The following is a 15979-nucleotide window of genomic DNA, read 5'->3' on the forward strand; positions in this document are numbered from 1 at the left end:
GCTAAAAAAATATATCATTATTCTAATGAGTCCTATTATCCTTCGTTGCAGCAGCTTCTATATTATCGTTACTAAAGGTGGGGACAATCAGCATAAGCTGGGAAATAAGTCTGTCCGGAGAATTTAAGTTCTCCTTAAGTTTATCAATATCCTCTAGAAGTTTGTAATAGTCAATATCAAAAGCTTTTCCAATAAATATCTGTGGATGCAAGGTACTCTCAATTCCCTCTTCATCCATTAATAGCTCTTCAAATAGCTTTTCTCCTGGCCTTAACCCTATGTACTCAATCTTAATATCTACTTCAGGCTCAAAGCCAGAAAGTCTTATTAGATCGCAAGCTAAATCATATATTCTTACCGGTTCTCCCATGTCCAGTATGAAAATTTCTCCTCCCTTTGCCATTGAGCCGGCTTGTATAACTAACTGAACTGCTTCGGGTATGGTCATAAAATATCTTGTTACATCAGGATCAGTTACTGTCACTGGCCCTCCGTGAGCTATCTGCTTTTTAAACAAAGGTATTACGCTTCCATTACTACCAAGCACATTGCCAAAACGCACTACTGCATATTCAGTTCTACTTATTTTTTGAATGGATTGAACAATCATTTCTGCTAATCGTTTGGATGCACCCATCACATTTGTGGGATTGACCGCCTTATCCGTCGATATAAGTACAAACTTTTCTGTTTTATATTGATCTGCCGCCTGAGCAACATTTAAAGTACCTATTACATTATTCTTTATAGCTTCTTCGGGGCTTTGCTCCATCAAGGGAACATGCTTGTGGGCGGCAGCATGAAAGACAACTGTAGGCCTATATTTTTCAAAAACTTCTTCAATTTTATGCTTGTCCCTTACAGAAGCAATGATTACCTCAAGCTCAACATCACTTTCATATGTATATTTTATTTCGTTATATAGCTCGTAAGCATTATTTTCATAAATATCAAGAATAAGTATTTTCTTCGGAGAGAACTTTGAAATCTGCCTGCATAGTTCTGATCCTATAGAGCCTCCTCCGCCTGTTATCAGTACAGTTTGATCCCTCAAAAAGCCGGATATCCCTTGCATCTCTAAACTTATCTGATCTCTTCCCAGTAAATCTTCTATTTGAACATCTCTTATCTGATTAATATTAATTGTTCCATCGACAATTTGATAAAGATTAGGTAGTGTTCTTAGTTTGCAATCAGTCTCTTTGCATATTTGAAATATTTCTCTCATGTCATTTTTAGCAGCTGAAGGTATAGCAAATATTATTTCGTCTATCCTCTCTCTCTTTACAGTATCTATTATGATAGATCGATCACCTAAAACCGGAACGCCATTTATGGTAGCGTTATGTTTCCTGCTATTGTCATCTATAACTCCAACAATGACAAAATCAGGTTCTTCATTTTTCTTCAACTCCTTTATTAGCAATGACCCTGCTTCTCCGGCTCCTATAATGAGGATTCTATTGCCGCCTTTAACCGTTTTAAAGCTTTTATTTCTTATTCTTCTTAGTATCCTATAGCTAAATCTGAAACCTGATAAGAATAAGAATGTCAATATCCACCCCATGAAATATACAGTTCGCGGCAATCTGTTCCCACTTATAATACCAAATCCAAAGGAGAAAATGCTATCCAGACAGGTGGCATAAAAGATTTGTATGAGTTCATCTATTCCTGCATAGCTCCATAAGCTATTATATAATCCCATAATCATATAAATTGAAATTTTAATTACTGTAAGACTTATTGCAGTTTTTAAATAAGCTATCATAAAACGATGTTCTATAATACCATCGAATCTAAAATATAATGCTAATAGTATCGCAAAATTAACAATTATAATATCAATAATTAACAAAAATAACTTACGGGTAAAAGCTTTCATGATTACCTCCAAAAAAGGCGAGCCTATAATTATTATACAAAGCTCGCCAAATCTGTATATAATTAAAGACTCCAAAACCTAACTTTATTTTTTATTTTTTATTTTTTTATTTTATTTGCCTGTTCTATCCAATTAAGTGCTAAATCTGTTTTCATATCAAAGCCTTCGGGAAGAGCTATCGGTTTTATAACTTTACTGTTTCTTTTATCATATTGTTCCTTAACCTTTATCATATTTTTAAGATACGGTATGGCTTTTTCATGTTGGTCATTCTCAAAAAAGTATTTTGCTATTTCATAGTTCAAATCTATATTTATCGCATAAGATTGACCAACCATAGGTTCATTTTTTAGTTTATCATCTGCCATAGCCACAGCTTCATCAAGCTTGCCATTTGAAATCAATGCATTTATCAGCATTGTAATATATCTATAATTATAAGGCTCGTATTTTCTTACAATGTCTATTTGCTGCTTCATAATGTTTAGATATTTCATATCATTTGTATTTTTAAACTTGCTAGCCATTATTTGTGCATAATCAACTCTATATACACTATTATATTTATCAGCACTAATAGCTTTTTCATAAAGTTTCTCTGTTTTTCCCATATCTACATTTAAAAGCCTTGCTGCTTTTTCTCCTGTATTTATCCCATATTTTATTGAAGATGTTGAAAACGCGACAAATATTGAAATAACTAATAAAACAAGGGGTATAGATTTTTTTTGTGGCAGTGCTATTTGTCTAATGCTCTCATCTGTGTTTATCATTCCAATAAGCAACCATAACATGTAAGCAACCGCTGGCATAGATAAGTTAAAATCTATGCTTGAGTGAAGCAGTATTACTAAAACTGCCAAATATATAGGTAAATAATCAGAACTTTTCTTTATACATTTGAGTAAGCCATTAGCAATACAGATTAATAGTGCTGCCAATGGTATAAACCCCAATATACCTACTTCCACAGCATATTGCATAAAGAAATTATGCATCTCTATACTATTATATCCAAAAGATTGATACTTACGATAAAGGTTCTTCCAAGCTCCGCCACCAGCCCCCAGCAAAGGGTAATCTTTTAATATTTGCAGGCCATCCTTAGTAAACTGAATTCTTAGAAAGGAGCTTTCTGTATCAAGATTTATATCCATAATCCTGTCTGCTAGTGCTTTTGGTATGTACTTAAGCCTTTCATACTTTTTAACAACATTACCATAAGAATCTTTTAAAAATAAGTTTTTGTATACTGTATTACTTCCACTTTCATAATTATATAAAAGAAAGCCTATCTTTTGTGTGCCTGCTAGCGTAGTAAATTTAGCTTGTTTGCTTTCTAAATCTTGGCCTATTGAGCTAAATTCTCTATATATTTCTGTAGCTTCATTATTTACATCATAGCTTATAATCGTTATTCCATAACTATTGGGGTTTTGCGATGAAGACATAGCACTATATTCAAAGGTATATTGAGATTCTTTTTCTATTTCATCTATATATAAGGCTTCATACTTCCATGAACTGTCTTCTGCCAATGAATGCCCTATATTTATCTCTACTTGCTCTTTAGATGAGAAAATATATGCAGCAGATCCAATCAATACAAAAATTATAATAATTAAAGTTATGTTTGCCTTCTTCTCGCTTATTTTATTGAAATACTTTAATTGCGCCATATTCAATAAGTATGTTAGTGCCATAGAAATAACAAGGCTAGCCGAATAGTAAAGCATTGCATTAGCCATCTCTGTTTGTCCATCAATAAAATATTTATATATAAATGTTGCACTCGATAATAAATAAGCTAAAGAATTACTTATATATAAAAGTTTTGATTTCCCATCTATTAATAGAAAGTTTACTAGTAATATTGCTGCCAGTGCTAAATATCCGCCTCTGGATAATGTAAATACAAAGACTGGTATTAGAGTAGTTGCTATTATTCCATATATAGCTTTTATTTTTAAATCATTGGAAACTAAAAGCATATTAATAGTTAGCACTATTCCAACTGCTAATACAGATGCTGTAGCATTTGAATATTGGAATGGACCATATAGTCTGCTATTCATTACCACACCTTTTAAAAATATTAGCTTAGCTATACATAATATACACGCAATTCCCACTATGAATGTGCTAATTATTACAACATTTATAAGTGTTTTTCTTGCTTTTCTATCTTTCTTTGAAATATCAGATGCTATTTTAAATATCATAAAGTAACTTGTATAAATTAGCACAGAGTCAAATCCATCTTTAGTATTCACTCCGAAAAAGAATGATACAAGATAAGCCATAGGAATTAGTAGAACAGAGACATCTATGTAAGTATCGAATACCTTATATTCCTTATGTATAAACTTATAAGCGATATTCGCAGAATATAGTAGTGAAACAAAGGTTACTGCAGATATATAGTTTTCCCTAAAGTAAAGGCCTCTATAAAAAGGTATAGCTATTATAAAAGCTGATATTAGTGCTAACAAAATGTATTCTATATATTTATTATTAATTCTTTGTTTTTCTCTTCTTAAAGCCGTTGATTTTCCCATTTGAATACTCCTTGTCCTAGTTTGTTATACAATAACTATAATATACCATTTAAAGAGGTTTTGCAATTAATTGTATCCGTCAAAAGCAGCACACATACAAAAAGAAGTCCCATCTATGAGATAATTCTCGTAAATGGGACTTTGACATCTTTATAATTTCTTTTGCAATCTACACTCTGCAGGTATTTCTTCTGACCATGGCAGCAAATGATCTAGGGCCTCTGGACGGTCAAGCCTGGTATTGGGAAGCTGTTCCAATAGATATTTCATATAATAGAATGTATTCAGTCCATTCAGTTTTGCGCTCTCTGCAATACTGTAAGCAATAGCGCTGGCCTTTGCTCCATGAGGCGATTTTGCAAAGAGGAAGTTCTTTCTGCCAATAACGAAGGGTTTTATTGCCCGCTCAGCACGATTATTACTAAGTTCACATTGCCCATCCTTCATGAAGTTTGTCAGCAGCTCCCAATTTGATAAGCTATATGCAATAGCCTGTCCCAGCTTGCTTTTCTTAACTACCTTTGGCTCAGCTTCCTGAAGCCATGACAAATAAGCCTCGAGTACAGGCTTGCTCTCCTTCAGTCTGTTTTCATATCTCTTTTCTGCACTTATCTCAGTCCACCGGCTTTCAAGGGTGAATAATTCCTTGAAAAACTCAAGCGCCTGATGTGCATAGGAGGACTCAATGGAAACCCCCTTCGGAATCACTTTCAGCGCATCCGTATAATACCTTCGAGCATGGGCAAAGCAACCTACACGGATGACATTTTCAACGGAATTATATCCACTATAGTCATCACTTTGAAGTAGCCCGAAGTATCCTTCAAGAAAGCGCTTGGCATGCTTGCCCGATCTGGACGGCTGATATTCGTAGAGTGCCATCTTCCTCCCGTATCGGCCAGTTGCATAAAGCCACATATACGCCTTGCTATCGGTAGGCTTTCCATCCTTTGTCAACACCCGCATGGGACTCTCATCCGCATGCAGGAATGTCTCTTTAAGCAGATATTGATGCATTCTATCGTATAAAGGCTCTAACCACAGTTCTGCGCCCTTTGTCAAGGACAAAATGTGTTTTTGATTTCAATTCATAAACGAGTATTTCAGCGGCCGTTGATCCACCTGTTCCGGACTTTGAGAACTACCATACCGGAGTTTCGGAGTCAGGTTTCCGCATTTATTCCACGCTCCTCTTGACAACGAGCCTCTGCCGGCATGTTTGCTGGCATCAGAGGCATCCTCCATGCTGAACAAGGCAGAAGGGCTCTGGAGGTGGTTGATGCCCGGCCAGATAGCCTAACATGCCGGACTCTCATTATCAAGAGGCTTTCGCGGCATAAACGCTGCCTTCCCATCAGCTCTTCTTGAATCCATTTGGCGTGGGTATATTTAGTGGATACTCGCCAGTTGTTAAATATTTGTAATACTCTGCAGGAGATAGCTTTGCTAAATCCCATTGATATCTTTCGTAGTTATAATACTCTGTCCAGTCAGTTATTGCTGATAGGATTTCTTCATAAGTGTTACACTCTTCGATATGAATTTCATCCTTCATATGTCCGAAGAAGGACTCTTGCGGAGCGTTATCCCAGCAGTTTGCCCTTCTGGACATTGACTGCCTTAATTCGCTGTTTTTAATCAGCTGTATAAAACTAAGACTAGTGTAATGTGACCCTTGATCACTGTGGATTAGGGTTTCTGCCGTTAAAGAAATTCCATGTTTCTCAATCAGCTGATTTACTGTCTCAAGTACAAAGTCGATTTCCAGCGATGGACTCACTACCCATGATAGCAGTTCTTTTGTACAGGCATCTATAATAGTAGACATATAGCATCTTGGTGCTCTACCGTTAATAATATATGTGATATCTGTAAGTAGAACTTTCCGTGGTCCATGTTCCTCAAACTCGCGAGTTTGTAATGCAGCCAGAAACCATTATTATCCCATACCAATATCTTTATCTTGTCTTGGCGTCTGTTACAAAATGCAAAGAGGTGGGTTGAAAAGGGATCCATCTTTAGGATGTGCTGGACAATGAGTGCAAGCCCTTCCACAGACTTGCGAAGATCAGTGGGACCTAATGCAAGATGGACTTTTTCAATATGAAGTTGGTTTATCATAGCTGCTGTAATGTTCTGATAGTCTTTAACAGTAACTTCTCGTCAAAATCTGTGTTTAGGTGAATTTTAACTGCCCCAACTTCTAAGATTATGCTTTTGGCAGAGCATGTATCGGGAACTTTAAGACTCGCAAATTCAAAGATTCCAGCTTCTGTATCAGAATCATCCCTGGGATTTAGCTTCCTTAGCCAGTACCCAAGCGCAGACAATTTTATTTCGTTTGCCTTGCACCATTGAGACTGGTTCATACCGCTCTCACGGAATGAAGCCACTCTTGTCACCCATAGCTCTCTGTTTTCCTTATAGTTCAATGAAAAATGCACCTCCAATTTTATTCTTTGGTGCATTATCTCATACCACTATGTTGTTGCCCATGTGGGTTATATTTGACGGATACATTTGTTCGCAAAAGTCGATAAAAAAGAGAACTCTCAAAGAGCTCTCTTTTTTATCTTAATAGTAATACGTAATTTATCTAACTTCTAATCCTACATTGTAATATACTGGTACACCATCAGCATTCAATACTAAAACATTAACATAACCGTATGTCGATGAGTCAACTACATACTTAGTAGCTCCAGTTGAATCATATACAAATCCATCATCTTTAGTTATAGCATTGCTAACTATCGGTGCTCCGTTATTATCAATTAATAACACTGTTAAGTCTTTTGCTGCTGCTGGAATAGTAACATTATAATTTGTAGTTGATCCAGTAACCAGTTTGAATGTCACATTTGTTGAATCAACTAAACCTTCAAATTTATAATCTCCTAAGTCGCCAACATCGTTGGAAGTAACACTAATAGTATATTCATATTCATTGGATACTGCCATATTATTTGTAACCAAATCTACTTCAAATAACTCTTCTGTAGCATTATAAGTTGCTGCAAATCCTGTAAACGCTACATAATCATTATCTCCATATACTAAATCAACAGTCACAGTATCTCCACTCTCAAGAGCTGATGCCGTTTGAATATAGAATTTCCCACCATTTTCAAACTTTAAGCCTTTAACGTAGTTAGCTGTCTTTTTGAGGTCGCTTCCCATGAATACAAATTCTTCGTTAAGATCTTCTGATCTATTATTAGCAACATCTACTGCTACCGCTTTTACTTTAAGCGTATATACATTCCTTGAATCAAGTATAGTTGAGAAGGTCAATTTAACTTTCTTCTTATTTTTAGAATCCAGTGAAGCAGATGGATTTATTGTAGCAGTTTTGCCCTTATCATCTGTATAAGTTATTTCATATCTTCCATTTGCCTTTAAATCTTCATTGTAAGTGATTATTATCTCGTTATTATAAGTAGCTTCTACCTTTTCAATATATGGTGCATCTGTATCTTCTAAGCCACCTTCTAATACAGTCTTTGTAGCTGAGTCAAGATTTGCTATATCTAAACCAGCTAAAGTATGCTTAGATGTAAATGCATTATTGATATTATCTGTAAATTTAGCATCTGTCTTTATTACTGATCCGCTTTCAAGATACCAAACTGTTGGATCTTCATCTGGATCTGGAAGTACACTTAATGTGCTAAATGTCCCTGAACCATTAACTTTTTCAGTAAATATTAACTTGAACTTTCTAACTGATACTTGTTCCCAAGTAAATTCAATTTTTTCTGCATTTTCATTTGTTCCATCAAGGGTAACAAGATCAGCTTTCTTAGTTGTTGCTCCATCTATAGAAGCGTTGTCAAACTCAAGTGTATTTCCTGCTAAATCTTTAATGCCTGATATTGATGTTACTGCATAAACTCCATAAGTTAAAGCGTCTGCAGGAAGATCTCCTGAGAATTCAACTACAGTTTTATCCTCATAAGCAACTCTAGCTTTTAATTGTATTTCAGTGCCTAATCCTGTAACAAACCCATTTGCATTTGCAGTTATACCTGAAAGCAATGCAACTTTAATATCTGCAGTACCTGCTGTAAATTTAACTGGTTCACTAAATGTAACCCTTACAACATTTTTGTTCATAGCAACTACATCTGATACTTCTGGTTTTTCTGTATCATTTATAGTAGTAGTTCCTGAGAAATAAGCCTTAATATTAGTTAATACGTTGCCAGCTAAATCGTTTACTCCATCAATTGTAACTGTATAGTTCTTGCCTGCAGTTAGCTCTTCTGTTGTCAAAGTAACACTCTTTAGGCCCTTTGCAACACTTACAGATACTGGAGTCCCTATGTCTGCACTTAATGAATAATTAGCAGGATCTCCTGCAGTTACAAGATCAAGTTCCTTTGAGAACTCAATTTTAACCTTATTAGTAGCAGTTGCATATGCTTTTAATACTCTAGATGCAGCTGATGCGTCTGCTTTATTAAACTGTTTAGTCAACTTCTTTTCTTTCATTTCGTTGTCATACTCATCTCTGATGCCAGATACCTTTAACTCATAGCTTGGTTTTGCCCCTAGCTCACTAACAGTTAAAAGAACCTCTCTGAAATCATCATCTGCACCAGGCATAAGTTCTACTTTTTCTATGCTTACATCGTTATTGAAAACATAATTGTTAACATCAAGAACAGCTTCTTTAGAAAGTCTGCTTGAATCTTCGAATATAACCTTTACTATTTCTCTTGTTATATATTCGAATCCTTTATAAACAGGAGCTGCTTTGTCTACAGATTTGCCTGTAAACGTAAGCTTCACTTCTTTAGCCATAGCATTGGCTAAGACTGATTGATCAACTATATCTCTTACTACTAAGTCATACCTTGTTCCCGCTTTTTGCGAAGAAGTTGTAACTTCTACTGTAGTTTTTTCATCATCTGATTTAGTAACATCCACTACCTTTTCAACTGTAAGCTCAGTTGAGCTTGTTTTAACTGTGTAATTTGCTACGTTTTCAGCTGACTCTGTAGTTACTAACTCGTTAAACACAACTTTCAATCTTGTGTTAGTCATTGCTGTTACAGACTCAAGCTTAGGAGCTACTTTATCGCTCTTTGATACAAACACTCTTGTTGCAGATTTTAATGCTGTACCATCAACTGACTTAATATTAGTAACTTTAAGAGTGTATGTTTTGCTGGCTGTCATACCTTTTGTTTCTAATGTAACAACTTTTCTGTCAGAACTTAGCTCTATGTTTTCTATTGACACATTAGCTATACTATAGTTAGCTTTGTCTAATGCAGAAACAGTATCAAGAACTTTGTCAAATTCCAACTCTACTCTTTCAGTATCAGGACCAGTTACTTTCTTAAGCTCAGGAGCACCCGCAATCTTAGCCTTGCCACCAAAGTTAGCTTTTACTTCACCAACTACTAATGTGTAAGTCTTGCCAGCTGTTTGAGCTGCTGTTTCAAGAAGAACTTTTTTAGCTCCGCCAAGCATAGCTGATTTAACTTCAAGTCCTTGAATAGAATACATAGCTACATCTGTTGCGCCTTCATTGATTTCAGCGTCAAAAGTAACTTCTACTGTTGTGTTACCAATAGCTTTAGCTGATTTAAGAGCTGCGGTTACTTCTGGTTTATCAGCCATAAGCTCAGCTGCAACTGCTTTTGCTTTGTCAACTTTTCCAGCTTCAACTAATACGTTGATAAGAACTTTGCCGTCTTTCATTTTAGCTTTTAAAGCTCCTACTGTAGCTTTTGCAAGTTCATCAACTGTGAACTTTTCAGCTTTAGCAGGCTTTAAGCCAACTTTTTCAGCAAATTCAAGGACTTCAGCCCAAGCAAAGTCTCCAGCTACTTCAGCTGTAGTCTGCTTGTATCCTAATGTTTCAAGCAATACTTTGTAGTAGGATTGCTCATTGATATTGCCATTAGGATTGAATTCGCCCTTTTCGTTTCCGCCAAAGCCTAATCCAGGATTAGCCTTCAGGTATGCAAGAATGTTCTTGCCTTCTTCCCATTTAACTGCATCTACATCTGCAAAGTTAGCATCGCCTTTGAATGCTAATGCGTCGTTGTAGAGTCCTTTAAGTTTTAAAAGTGATATAGCGGCTGTGAATCTAGTCATTTCTTTGGCTGTGTATTCAGCAGTCACGCCATTGCCGTCGCCTTCAAGCATGCCAACTGTGGCAAGGGCCTTAGCTTCAGCACTAACTTCTGGTTCAGCAAATGCTACTGTGATGGTTGAGAACATCATAGCAAATGCTAGAACAAGTGCTAACACTTTTTTCATTTTTTCTCCTCCTTGTGATTATAATTTCGCGGGAGTGTATTGTAGCATGAACCCCCGTATGTATTTCAACCCCGGATGGGGAGGGCTACCGGCATCAGCCTCTGGCCACTAGCTTCTGGCCTCTGGCACTAGGGTATTCCTTTTAGGTCTCCGTTTGGGTTTGCTTTTGGAGTCTTAGAGAAAATTCCCATGGTATAATAGGAAATATGGAGTAACATTGTACTCTCCTTCACATTATAGCAACTTCCACATATTGAGTCAATTAGTGGTAAGACTTTGTAACAGAGATGTAATAATGAGTGTGACCCCTCTATTATTACATCTCTGGTCCCTGGTCTCTGGTCGTTAGTCACTAGTCTTTAGGTATTCCTTTTAGGTCATTTAATAAGTATTTTATTAGAGCACCTAGCATTCCCCCGATGTTACTGCATTTATCTTCACAGTTTAATAGTTCAGCTTTTGTTATGTATCCTACTTCATATGCGATTTCGAGCTGGGTTATTAGTTCTGCCAGGGAGCCTTTAGAGATGTTAAGGAATCTTATAAATTCTTTGTCGCTGTCTCTTTCGCAGCCCTCGGCTACATTGCTGGCAATGCTAACTGCAGACCTTTGAATTTGATCTTTAAGCCCATAGTCTTTATTAAGTTCTTCATTATTAGTAAGCTTGTATATTTCTACTGCTAGTTGCTTGGCTTCTTGCCAGACCTTTAGCTCTTTAAAGTTGCTCTTGCTCATTAGAATCTCCTCCATGCTATTTTTGACATACTCAGCCATAGTATGGATAAATTGAGGTATTCGACATAACTGAGGAAATTCCTTGTTGATATGTTGTGAATAGCTTGTGGATATAAAAAACTTCCACAGAGTTTTATCTCCGTGGAAGTTTTTTATTGATTTTCTTATTCAGTTCCAGTCTATTTTTGAATGATCTAGTGTTTCACCATTTATGATTTCTATATCAGCTTTAGCTAACCGTTCTCTTTCAAATGGTGTCAGCTTGGTAAAATCGCTGTCCCATGCCAGTACCATTCTTTTAATAAACTCATATGCTAACTGTTGCTCCGGCTCTGGCAACATATCAATCATATCTATTATCTGTTTTGATACTGTAGACATATAATCCTCTCCTCATTTATAAATATCACCGCGTGATCCAATATCTTTAATAATTAATACCTGTTCCTCATTAATGATGCTATACCAATATAATACACGATATTTTCCGATTCGTAAACGATATGTCACTGAATCATATCCTTGCAATTGCTTAATATCCCCTATCGGTGGTACTTTGGTTAATCCCTCTATGCCTTCTTTTATCCTTTGCTTTATGCTTCTCTCAAGAGCGCTTATTGCTTTGATAGCAGATTTAGCATAAATAATTTGCAAATATTCCACCACTTTCTAACTTATACTTTATAATTCCAATTGTTCATTAGATTACCCACTCTAATTGCTTGGCTTCTATAAATTGGGTATTGAACACATTAATTCCGTCTTTATTTTGTACTTCCAAGCACAGTTCAATTGCTTCTTTTATGTTTGCCATAAGCTCTGCCATAGTATCTCCCTGAGTGTGACAACCTTTTAATTCCGGCACAGATGCCACATAGCCTCCATCTTCATCTTTTTCTATTAAAACAGTAAATGTAAACTTTTTCAATTCATCAAGCCTCCTTATCTTAATAATACCCAATACTCATATAAACTTCCATAAAGTTTATATATCCCTATATACAAGCTCTTGGTCAATCAAAAGATCGGGGAAGAGAGATGGGGTTACTTTTTCATCAGTAGGATATGTCTTGGGTTCGGAGTATTTGCCGTCTTCTTGCAGCAATAATACTGTTATGTCTTTGTGCTCCGGGTCAGCTATCCAGTATTCTTTCACTCCGTATTTTTCATAAAGGTGGCGTTTTATGAGCAAGTCCTTTTTTGCCGTAGATGGTGATAATATTTCTATTATAAGGTCAGGTGCTCCTAGGCAGTATTTGCCGTTCTCCAGCTTTTTTTTGTCACAGACTACTAAGAGATCGGGCTGAACTATGTTTTGTGAATTGTTTTTATCTTCGTCAAGCATCACGTCATATGGGGCAGCAAATATTCGGCAGGGTTTATCAATAAGATAATTTGCAAATTGCCTTAATAATTCGCCAGAAACAAGCTGATGGTCTGTCCTTGGCGCCGGGGTCATGTTATATGCTTCGCCATCGATTATCTCCCAGCGCTCGTCATCGGGCCAGGTTTTATAGTCTTGATAAGTATATTTTCGTCCAGAGTTATCTAGTTTTTTAACCATAGATATCAACTCCTCACTTTAGAGCTCAGGGCTCAGAGCTTCTAATAGTTTGTCAAATTCATTGATATAGCAATTAGTAATTCTTTCTGCGATGTCAATAGCCATCTTTTCCAGATACATATGCGAGGTAGTATTTCTGTCTTTGATCATGGAAAGCCATATTTGCTCGTTTATAATAATCTTTTGAGCATAGGCTTCTTTTATTACTGCTTTTGGGGAGGTCTTATCCATAATGCCTATGTCCTCTAAGTATTCCTTTGTTGTTTTCCACGCCAATTCATAGGTAAATTCAAACCTTTGAATAACTCCATCACGTATAACATCACTATTGTTCTCTCCAAGCTGAGCTGCAGCTTCTTTTAATCTTTCTAATGCTTTTTTCAGATTGCCCAGCTTTGCTTCTAGTTTATTCATATATAATGACACCATCCTTGCTTATATTATATAAGAATTCTTTGTCTGTTTCCGCATCTATATATACAATGTCAATTTTTTTTAAGGTTTCAATTTCATCTATATCATGATAAAAAAGTGTCTTTTCAAGCTCTGTTAAAGAAGAAGCATGTATTGCTATATCATAGTCACTTACATCAGAGTTATCTCCTCTTGCACGAGAACCAAATAGAATGACCCTCTTTATTTCATGCTTCATGGCAATCTCTTTAATTTTTTGCAGTACTGTATCCTTTGTATCATTTATCTTTTTCATATGTATTACCACCCTTACATTTAGAAGCCTTCTATAATATCATTATAGCCAAATAAACAAAAAACTTCCACAGAGTTTTATCTCGGTGGAAGTTTAACAATCATTTATTTCTTACATTCCAGAGCTGCTTTTATAAAGTCTCTGAATAGCGGGTGAGGTCTGTTGGGTCTGGATTTGAATTCCGGGTGGAATTGGCAGCCTAGGAACCATGGGTGGTCCTTGAGCTCTATTATCTCCACCAGTCTCTCATCGGGTGATAAGCCGCTTAGTATTAGACCGCTTCCTACTATCTGCTCCCTGTATTCATTGTTGAATTCGTATCTGTGCCTGTGCCTTTCAAATATGAGTTCATCCTTGTATGCATCATAGGCTCTGGTGCTCTCACTGATCTTGCAGGGGTAAAGGCCCAGTCTCATGGTGCCGCCCAGATCATCTATGTCGGCCTGCTCAGGCATGAGGCTTATGACTCCATAGGGAGTATCCGGATCCAGCTCGGTGCTGTGAGCTCCTTCGAGCCCTAGAACGTTTCTTGCGTATTCTACTACCGCTATCTGCATGCCCAGGCATATGCCGAAATAGGGCTTTTTGCTTTCTCTGGCATATCTGGCGGCGAGTATCTTGCCTTCTATGCCTCTCGTGCCGAAGCCGCCGGGCACCAGTATGGCATCCGCGTCCTTCAATTCCTTTTCGTAATTATCTGTATTTAAATCGGTAGAGTTCACCCATTTGATATCTACTTCCGTATTATTGGCTATGCCTCCATGGCTTAGGGCTTCCGCTATGGACAGATAGGCGTCATGAAGTTCTACGTACTTGCCTACCAAAGCAATCTTCACCTTGTGCTTCGGATTGAGTATGGTGCTGACCATGCCTTTCCATTCTTCCAATTCCGGCTCGCCGCATTGCAGGCCAAGCTTTTTTACTACCAGTGAGTCTAAACCTTCCTTATATAATAGAAGGGGAACTTCATACAGCGTATCTGCATCGGTGTTTTGCACTACAGATTCGCCGTCTATATTGCAGAAAAGTCCTATCTTGTCTTTTAGCTCTCTGGATATTGGTTTTTCCGTCCTGCAGACTATGATATCCGGCTGGATACCAATGCTTCTGAGCTCCTTGACGCTGTGCTGGGTTGGCTTGGTCTTCAGTTCTCCTGCTTTGCTGAGATATGGAACCAAAGTGACATGAATGAAGAGTACGTTTTCTCTGCCTACTTCGTATTTTATCTGTCTTATGGCCTCTAAGAAGGGAAGGCTCTCTATGTCGCCGACGGTGCCGCCGATTTCGGTGATGACTACATCAGGGCTGCTTTCCTTGCCTACCCTGTATATCCTGGATTTGATTTCGTTGGTTATGTGAGGGATTACCTGTACGGTGCCGCCGAGATAATCGCCTTTTCTTTCCTTATTAATAACGGACCAGTATATCTTGCCTGTCGTTACGCTGCTGTTTTTGGAGAGGTTATTGTCTGTAAATCTTTCATAGTGGCCCAGGTCCAGGTCTGTCTCTGCTCCGTCATCGGTGACGAATACTTCGCCATGCTGGTATGGCGACATGGTGCCCGGGTCTATGTTCAGATATGGGTCGATTTTTTGCATGCTCACTTTGAGGCCGCGGTTTTTTAGCAGTCGTCCCAAGGAAGCAGCGGTTATTCCTTTGCCGAGGGAGGATACGACGCCTCCGGTGACGAAAATATATTTAGGTTCGGACATATTAATTCACGCTCCTTCTATTGTGCTATATGGTATTTTTTTGAGTCCTGGCACGTGGCTCGTGGCACGTGGTTTAGGGCATGCCGCTGGGGTCTTACTAGACTATTCTAGTTTTAATCTTCTTTATTAGTGCCCCAATCATGTTGTTGATTTTTCTACAAGAGTTTTTTAGTTCTTCGTAATCTTCTTTAAAATATCCAATTTCTTTTCCGATTTCAATCTGTGCTAATAATTCTGCCGAAGAACCTTTCGCAACATATAGAAATCTAACAAATTCTTTATCAGTTTCTCTATCATTGCCTTCGGCTATGTTTGAAGCTATGCTTATTGCTGATCTTCTTATTTGATCTCGAAAACTGAAGTCTCGTGATATTGGGTCTGCGTCGGTTATTCTATAGATCATTACTGCCAGTGTTTTAGCTTCTTGCCATACATTTAAGCTTGTAAAATCCATACTACCCATATTATTCACCCATTTTCACTTTTTTCACATTATAATAACCTATATATTTTACATTTATGAAATAGAAAAATCAATA

At 37.1% G+C, this 15979-nt stretch carries 16 protein-coding genes; all 16 read right to left on the minus strand.

Translation table 11 applies throughout. The features are described 5' to 3' along the window. Positions 1-22: 22 nt before the first annotated feature. Positions 23-1885, minus strand: coding sequence for a polysaccharide biosynthesis protein (locus tag AC4HCY_RS20610; protein WP_255226667.1), 1863 nt, complete (start codon positions 1883-1885; stop codon positions 23-25). 98 nt (positions 1886-1983) lie between these two features. Continuing rightward, positions 1984-4443 carry an O-antigen ligase family protein gene (locus tag AC4HCY_RS20615; protein WP_491095057.1) on the minus strand — a complete coding sequence of 820 codons (2460 nt, stop codon included), beginning with the start codon at positions 4441-4443 and terminating at the stop codon, positions 1984-1986. A 150-nt stretch (positions 4444-4593) separates the two neighbouring features. After that, a complete protein-coding gene (tnpC, locus tag AC4HCY_RS20620; RefSeq protein ID WP_491095058.1) occupies positions 4594-5460 on the minus strand; it encodes an IS66 family transposase in 867 nt (288 codons plus the stop codon). 337 nt (positions 5461-5797) lie between these two features. Next, complete coding sequence (locus AC4HCY_RS20625) at positions 5798-6373, minus strand: IS3 family transposase (RefSeq protein WP_491096162.1); 576 nt, start codon at positions 6371-6373, stop codon at positions 5798-5800. Beyond that, the gene (tnpB, locus tag AC4HCY_RS20630; protein WP_491095059.1) at positions 6256-6564 is read right to left on the minus strand and encodes an IS66 family insertion sequence element accessory protein TnpB; all 309 of its coding nucleotides are present in this window, start codon (positions 6562-6564) and stop codon (positions 6256-6258) included. The genes AC4HCY_RS20625 and tnpB overlap by 118 nt, the downstream gene beginning before the upstream one ends. Next, positions 6561-6875: an IS66 family insertion sequence element accessory protein TnpA gene (tnpA, locus tag AC4HCY_RS20635; RefSeq protein WP_323432962.1), complete on the minus strand. Its 315-nt coding sequence runs from the start codon at positions 6873-6875 to the stop codon at positions 6561-6563. Before tnpA ends, tnpB begins: the two co-directional genes overlap by 4 nt. Positions 6876-7035: 160 nt before the next feature. Beyond that, entirely contained in the window at positions 7036-10719 is a 3684-nt protein-coding gene (locus tag AC4HCY_RS20640; RefSeq protein ID WP_491095060.1) for an Ig-like domain-containing domain, read from the minus strand. Positions 10720-11071: 352 nt separating this feature from the next. Beyond that, positions 11072-11455 carry a four helix bundle protein gene (locus AC4HCY_RS20645; protein ID WP_491095061.1) on the minus strand — a complete coding sequence of 128 codons (384 nt, stop codon included), beginning with the start codon at positions 11453-11455 and terminating at the stop codon, positions 11072-11074. Positions 11456-11623: 168 nt separating this feature from the next. After that, complete coding sequence (locus tag AC4HCY_RS20650) at positions 11624-11836, minus strand: hypothetical protein (RefSeq protein ID WP_491095062.1); 213 nt, start codon at positions 11834-11836, stop codon at positions 11624-11626. A gap of 12 nt (positions 11837-11848) precedes the next feature. Continuing rightward, a complete protein-coding gene (locus AC4HCY_RS20655) occupies positions 11849-12109 on the minus strand; it encodes a type II toxin-antitoxin system RelE family toxin (RefSeq protein ID WP_442916765.1) in 261 nt (86 codons plus the stop codon). Positions 12110-12155: 46 nt separating this feature from the next. Next, positions 12156-12383, minus strand: a complete 228-nt coding sequence (locus AC4HCY_RS20660; RefSeq protein WP_491095063.1) for a type II toxin-antitoxin system HicB family antitoxin — start codon at positions 12381-12383, stop codon at positions 12156-12158. A gap of 57 nt (positions 12384-12440) precedes the next feature. Further along, complete coding sequence (locus tag AC4HCY_RS20665) at positions 12441-13019, minus strand: Uma2 family endonuclease (protein WP_491095064.1); 579 nt, start codon at positions 13017-13019, stop codon at positions 12441-12443. A gap of 18 nt (positions 13020-13037) precedes the next feature. Then, positions 13038-13433 carry a nucleotidyltransferase substrate binding protein gene (locus tag AC4HCY_RS20670; RefSeq protein ID WP_323434013.1) on the minus strand — a complete coding sequence of 132 codons (396 nt, stop codon included), beginning with the start codon at positions 13431-13433 and terminating at the stop codon, positions 13038-13040. Continuing rightward, a complete protein-coding gene (locus AC4HCY_RS20675) occupies positions 13426-13728 on the minus strand; it encodes a nucleotidyltransferase domain-containing protein (RefSeq protein ID WP_323434014.1) in 303 nt (100 codons plus the stop codon). Before AC4HCY_RS20675 ends, AC4HCY_RS20670 begins: the two co-directional genes overlap by 8 nt. Before the next feature lie 104 nt (positions 13729-13832). Then, positions 13833-15440: a CTP synthase gene (gene pyrG, locus AC4HCY_RS20680; protein ID WP_491095065.1), complete on the minus strand. Its 1608-nt coding sequence runs from the start codon at positions 15438-15440 to the stop codon at positions 13833-13835. A gap of 97 nt (positions 15441-15537) precedes the next feature. Beyond that, positions 15538-15903, minus strand: coding sequence for a four helix bundle protein (locus AC4HCY_RS20685; RefSeq protein WP_491095066.1), 366 nt, complete (start codon positions 15901-15903; stop codon positions 15538-15540). Between the last annotated feature and the right edge of the window lie 76 nt (positions 15904-15979).

This window comes from Lutispora sp. QWL-02 (assembly GCF_058315355.1).

What these genes read in the sequence shown, in the direction of transcription:
- AC4HCY_RS20610 (WP_255226667.1), bottom strand. Translation starts at nt 1,885, where the DNA reads ATGAAAGCTTTTACCCGTAAGTTATTTTTGTTAATTATTGATATTATA.
- AC4HCY_RS20615 (WP_491095057.1), bottom strand. Translation starts at nt 4,443, where the DNA reads ATGGGAAAATCAACGGCTTTAAGAAGAGAAAAACAAAGAATTAATAAT.
- tnpC (WP_491095058.1), bottom strand. Translation starts at nt 5,460, where the DNA reads ATGCATCAATATCTGCTTAAAGAGACATTCCTGCATGCGGATGAGAGT.
- tnpB (WP_491095059.1), bottom strand. Translation starts at nt 6,564, where the DNA reads ATGATAAACCAACTTCATATTGAAAAAGTCCATCTTGCATTAGGTCCC.
- AC4HCY_RS20640 (WP_491095060.1), bottom strand. Translation starts at nt 10,719, where the DNA reads ATGAAAAAAGTGTTAGCACTTGTTCTAGCATTTGCTATGATGTTCTCA.
- AC4HCY_RS20645 (WP_491095061.1), bottom strand. Translation starts at nt 11,455, where the DNA reads ATGAGCAAGAGCAACTTTAAAGAGCTAAAGGTCTGGCAAGAAGCCAAG.
- AC4HCY_RS20650 (WP_491095062.1), bottom strand. Translation starts at nt 11,836, where the DNA reads ATGTCTACAGTATCAAAACAGATAATAGATATGATTGATATGTTGCCA.
- AC4HCY_RS20665 (WP_491095064.1), bottom strand. Translation starts at nt 13,019, where the DNA reads ATGGTTAAAAAACTAGATAACTCTGGACGAAAATATACTTATCAAGAC.
- AC4HCY_RS20670 (WP_323434013.1), bottom strand. Translation starts at nt 13,433, where the DNA reads ATGAATAAACTAGAAGCAAAGCTGGGCAATCTGAAAAAAGCATTAGAA.
- AC4HCY_RS20675 (WP_323434014.1), bottom strand. Translation starts at nt 13,728, where the DNA reads ATGAAAAAGATAAATGATACAAAGGATACAGTACTGCAAAAAATTAAA.
- pyrG (WP_491095065.1), bottom strand. Translation starts at nt 15,440, where the DNA reads ATGTCCGAACCTAAATATATTTTCGTCACCGGAGGCGTCGTATCCTCC.
- AC4HCY_RS20685 (WP_491095066.1), bottom strand. Translation starts at nt 15,903, where the DNA reads ATGGGTAGTATGGATTTTACAAGCTTAAATGTATGGCAAGAAGCTAAA.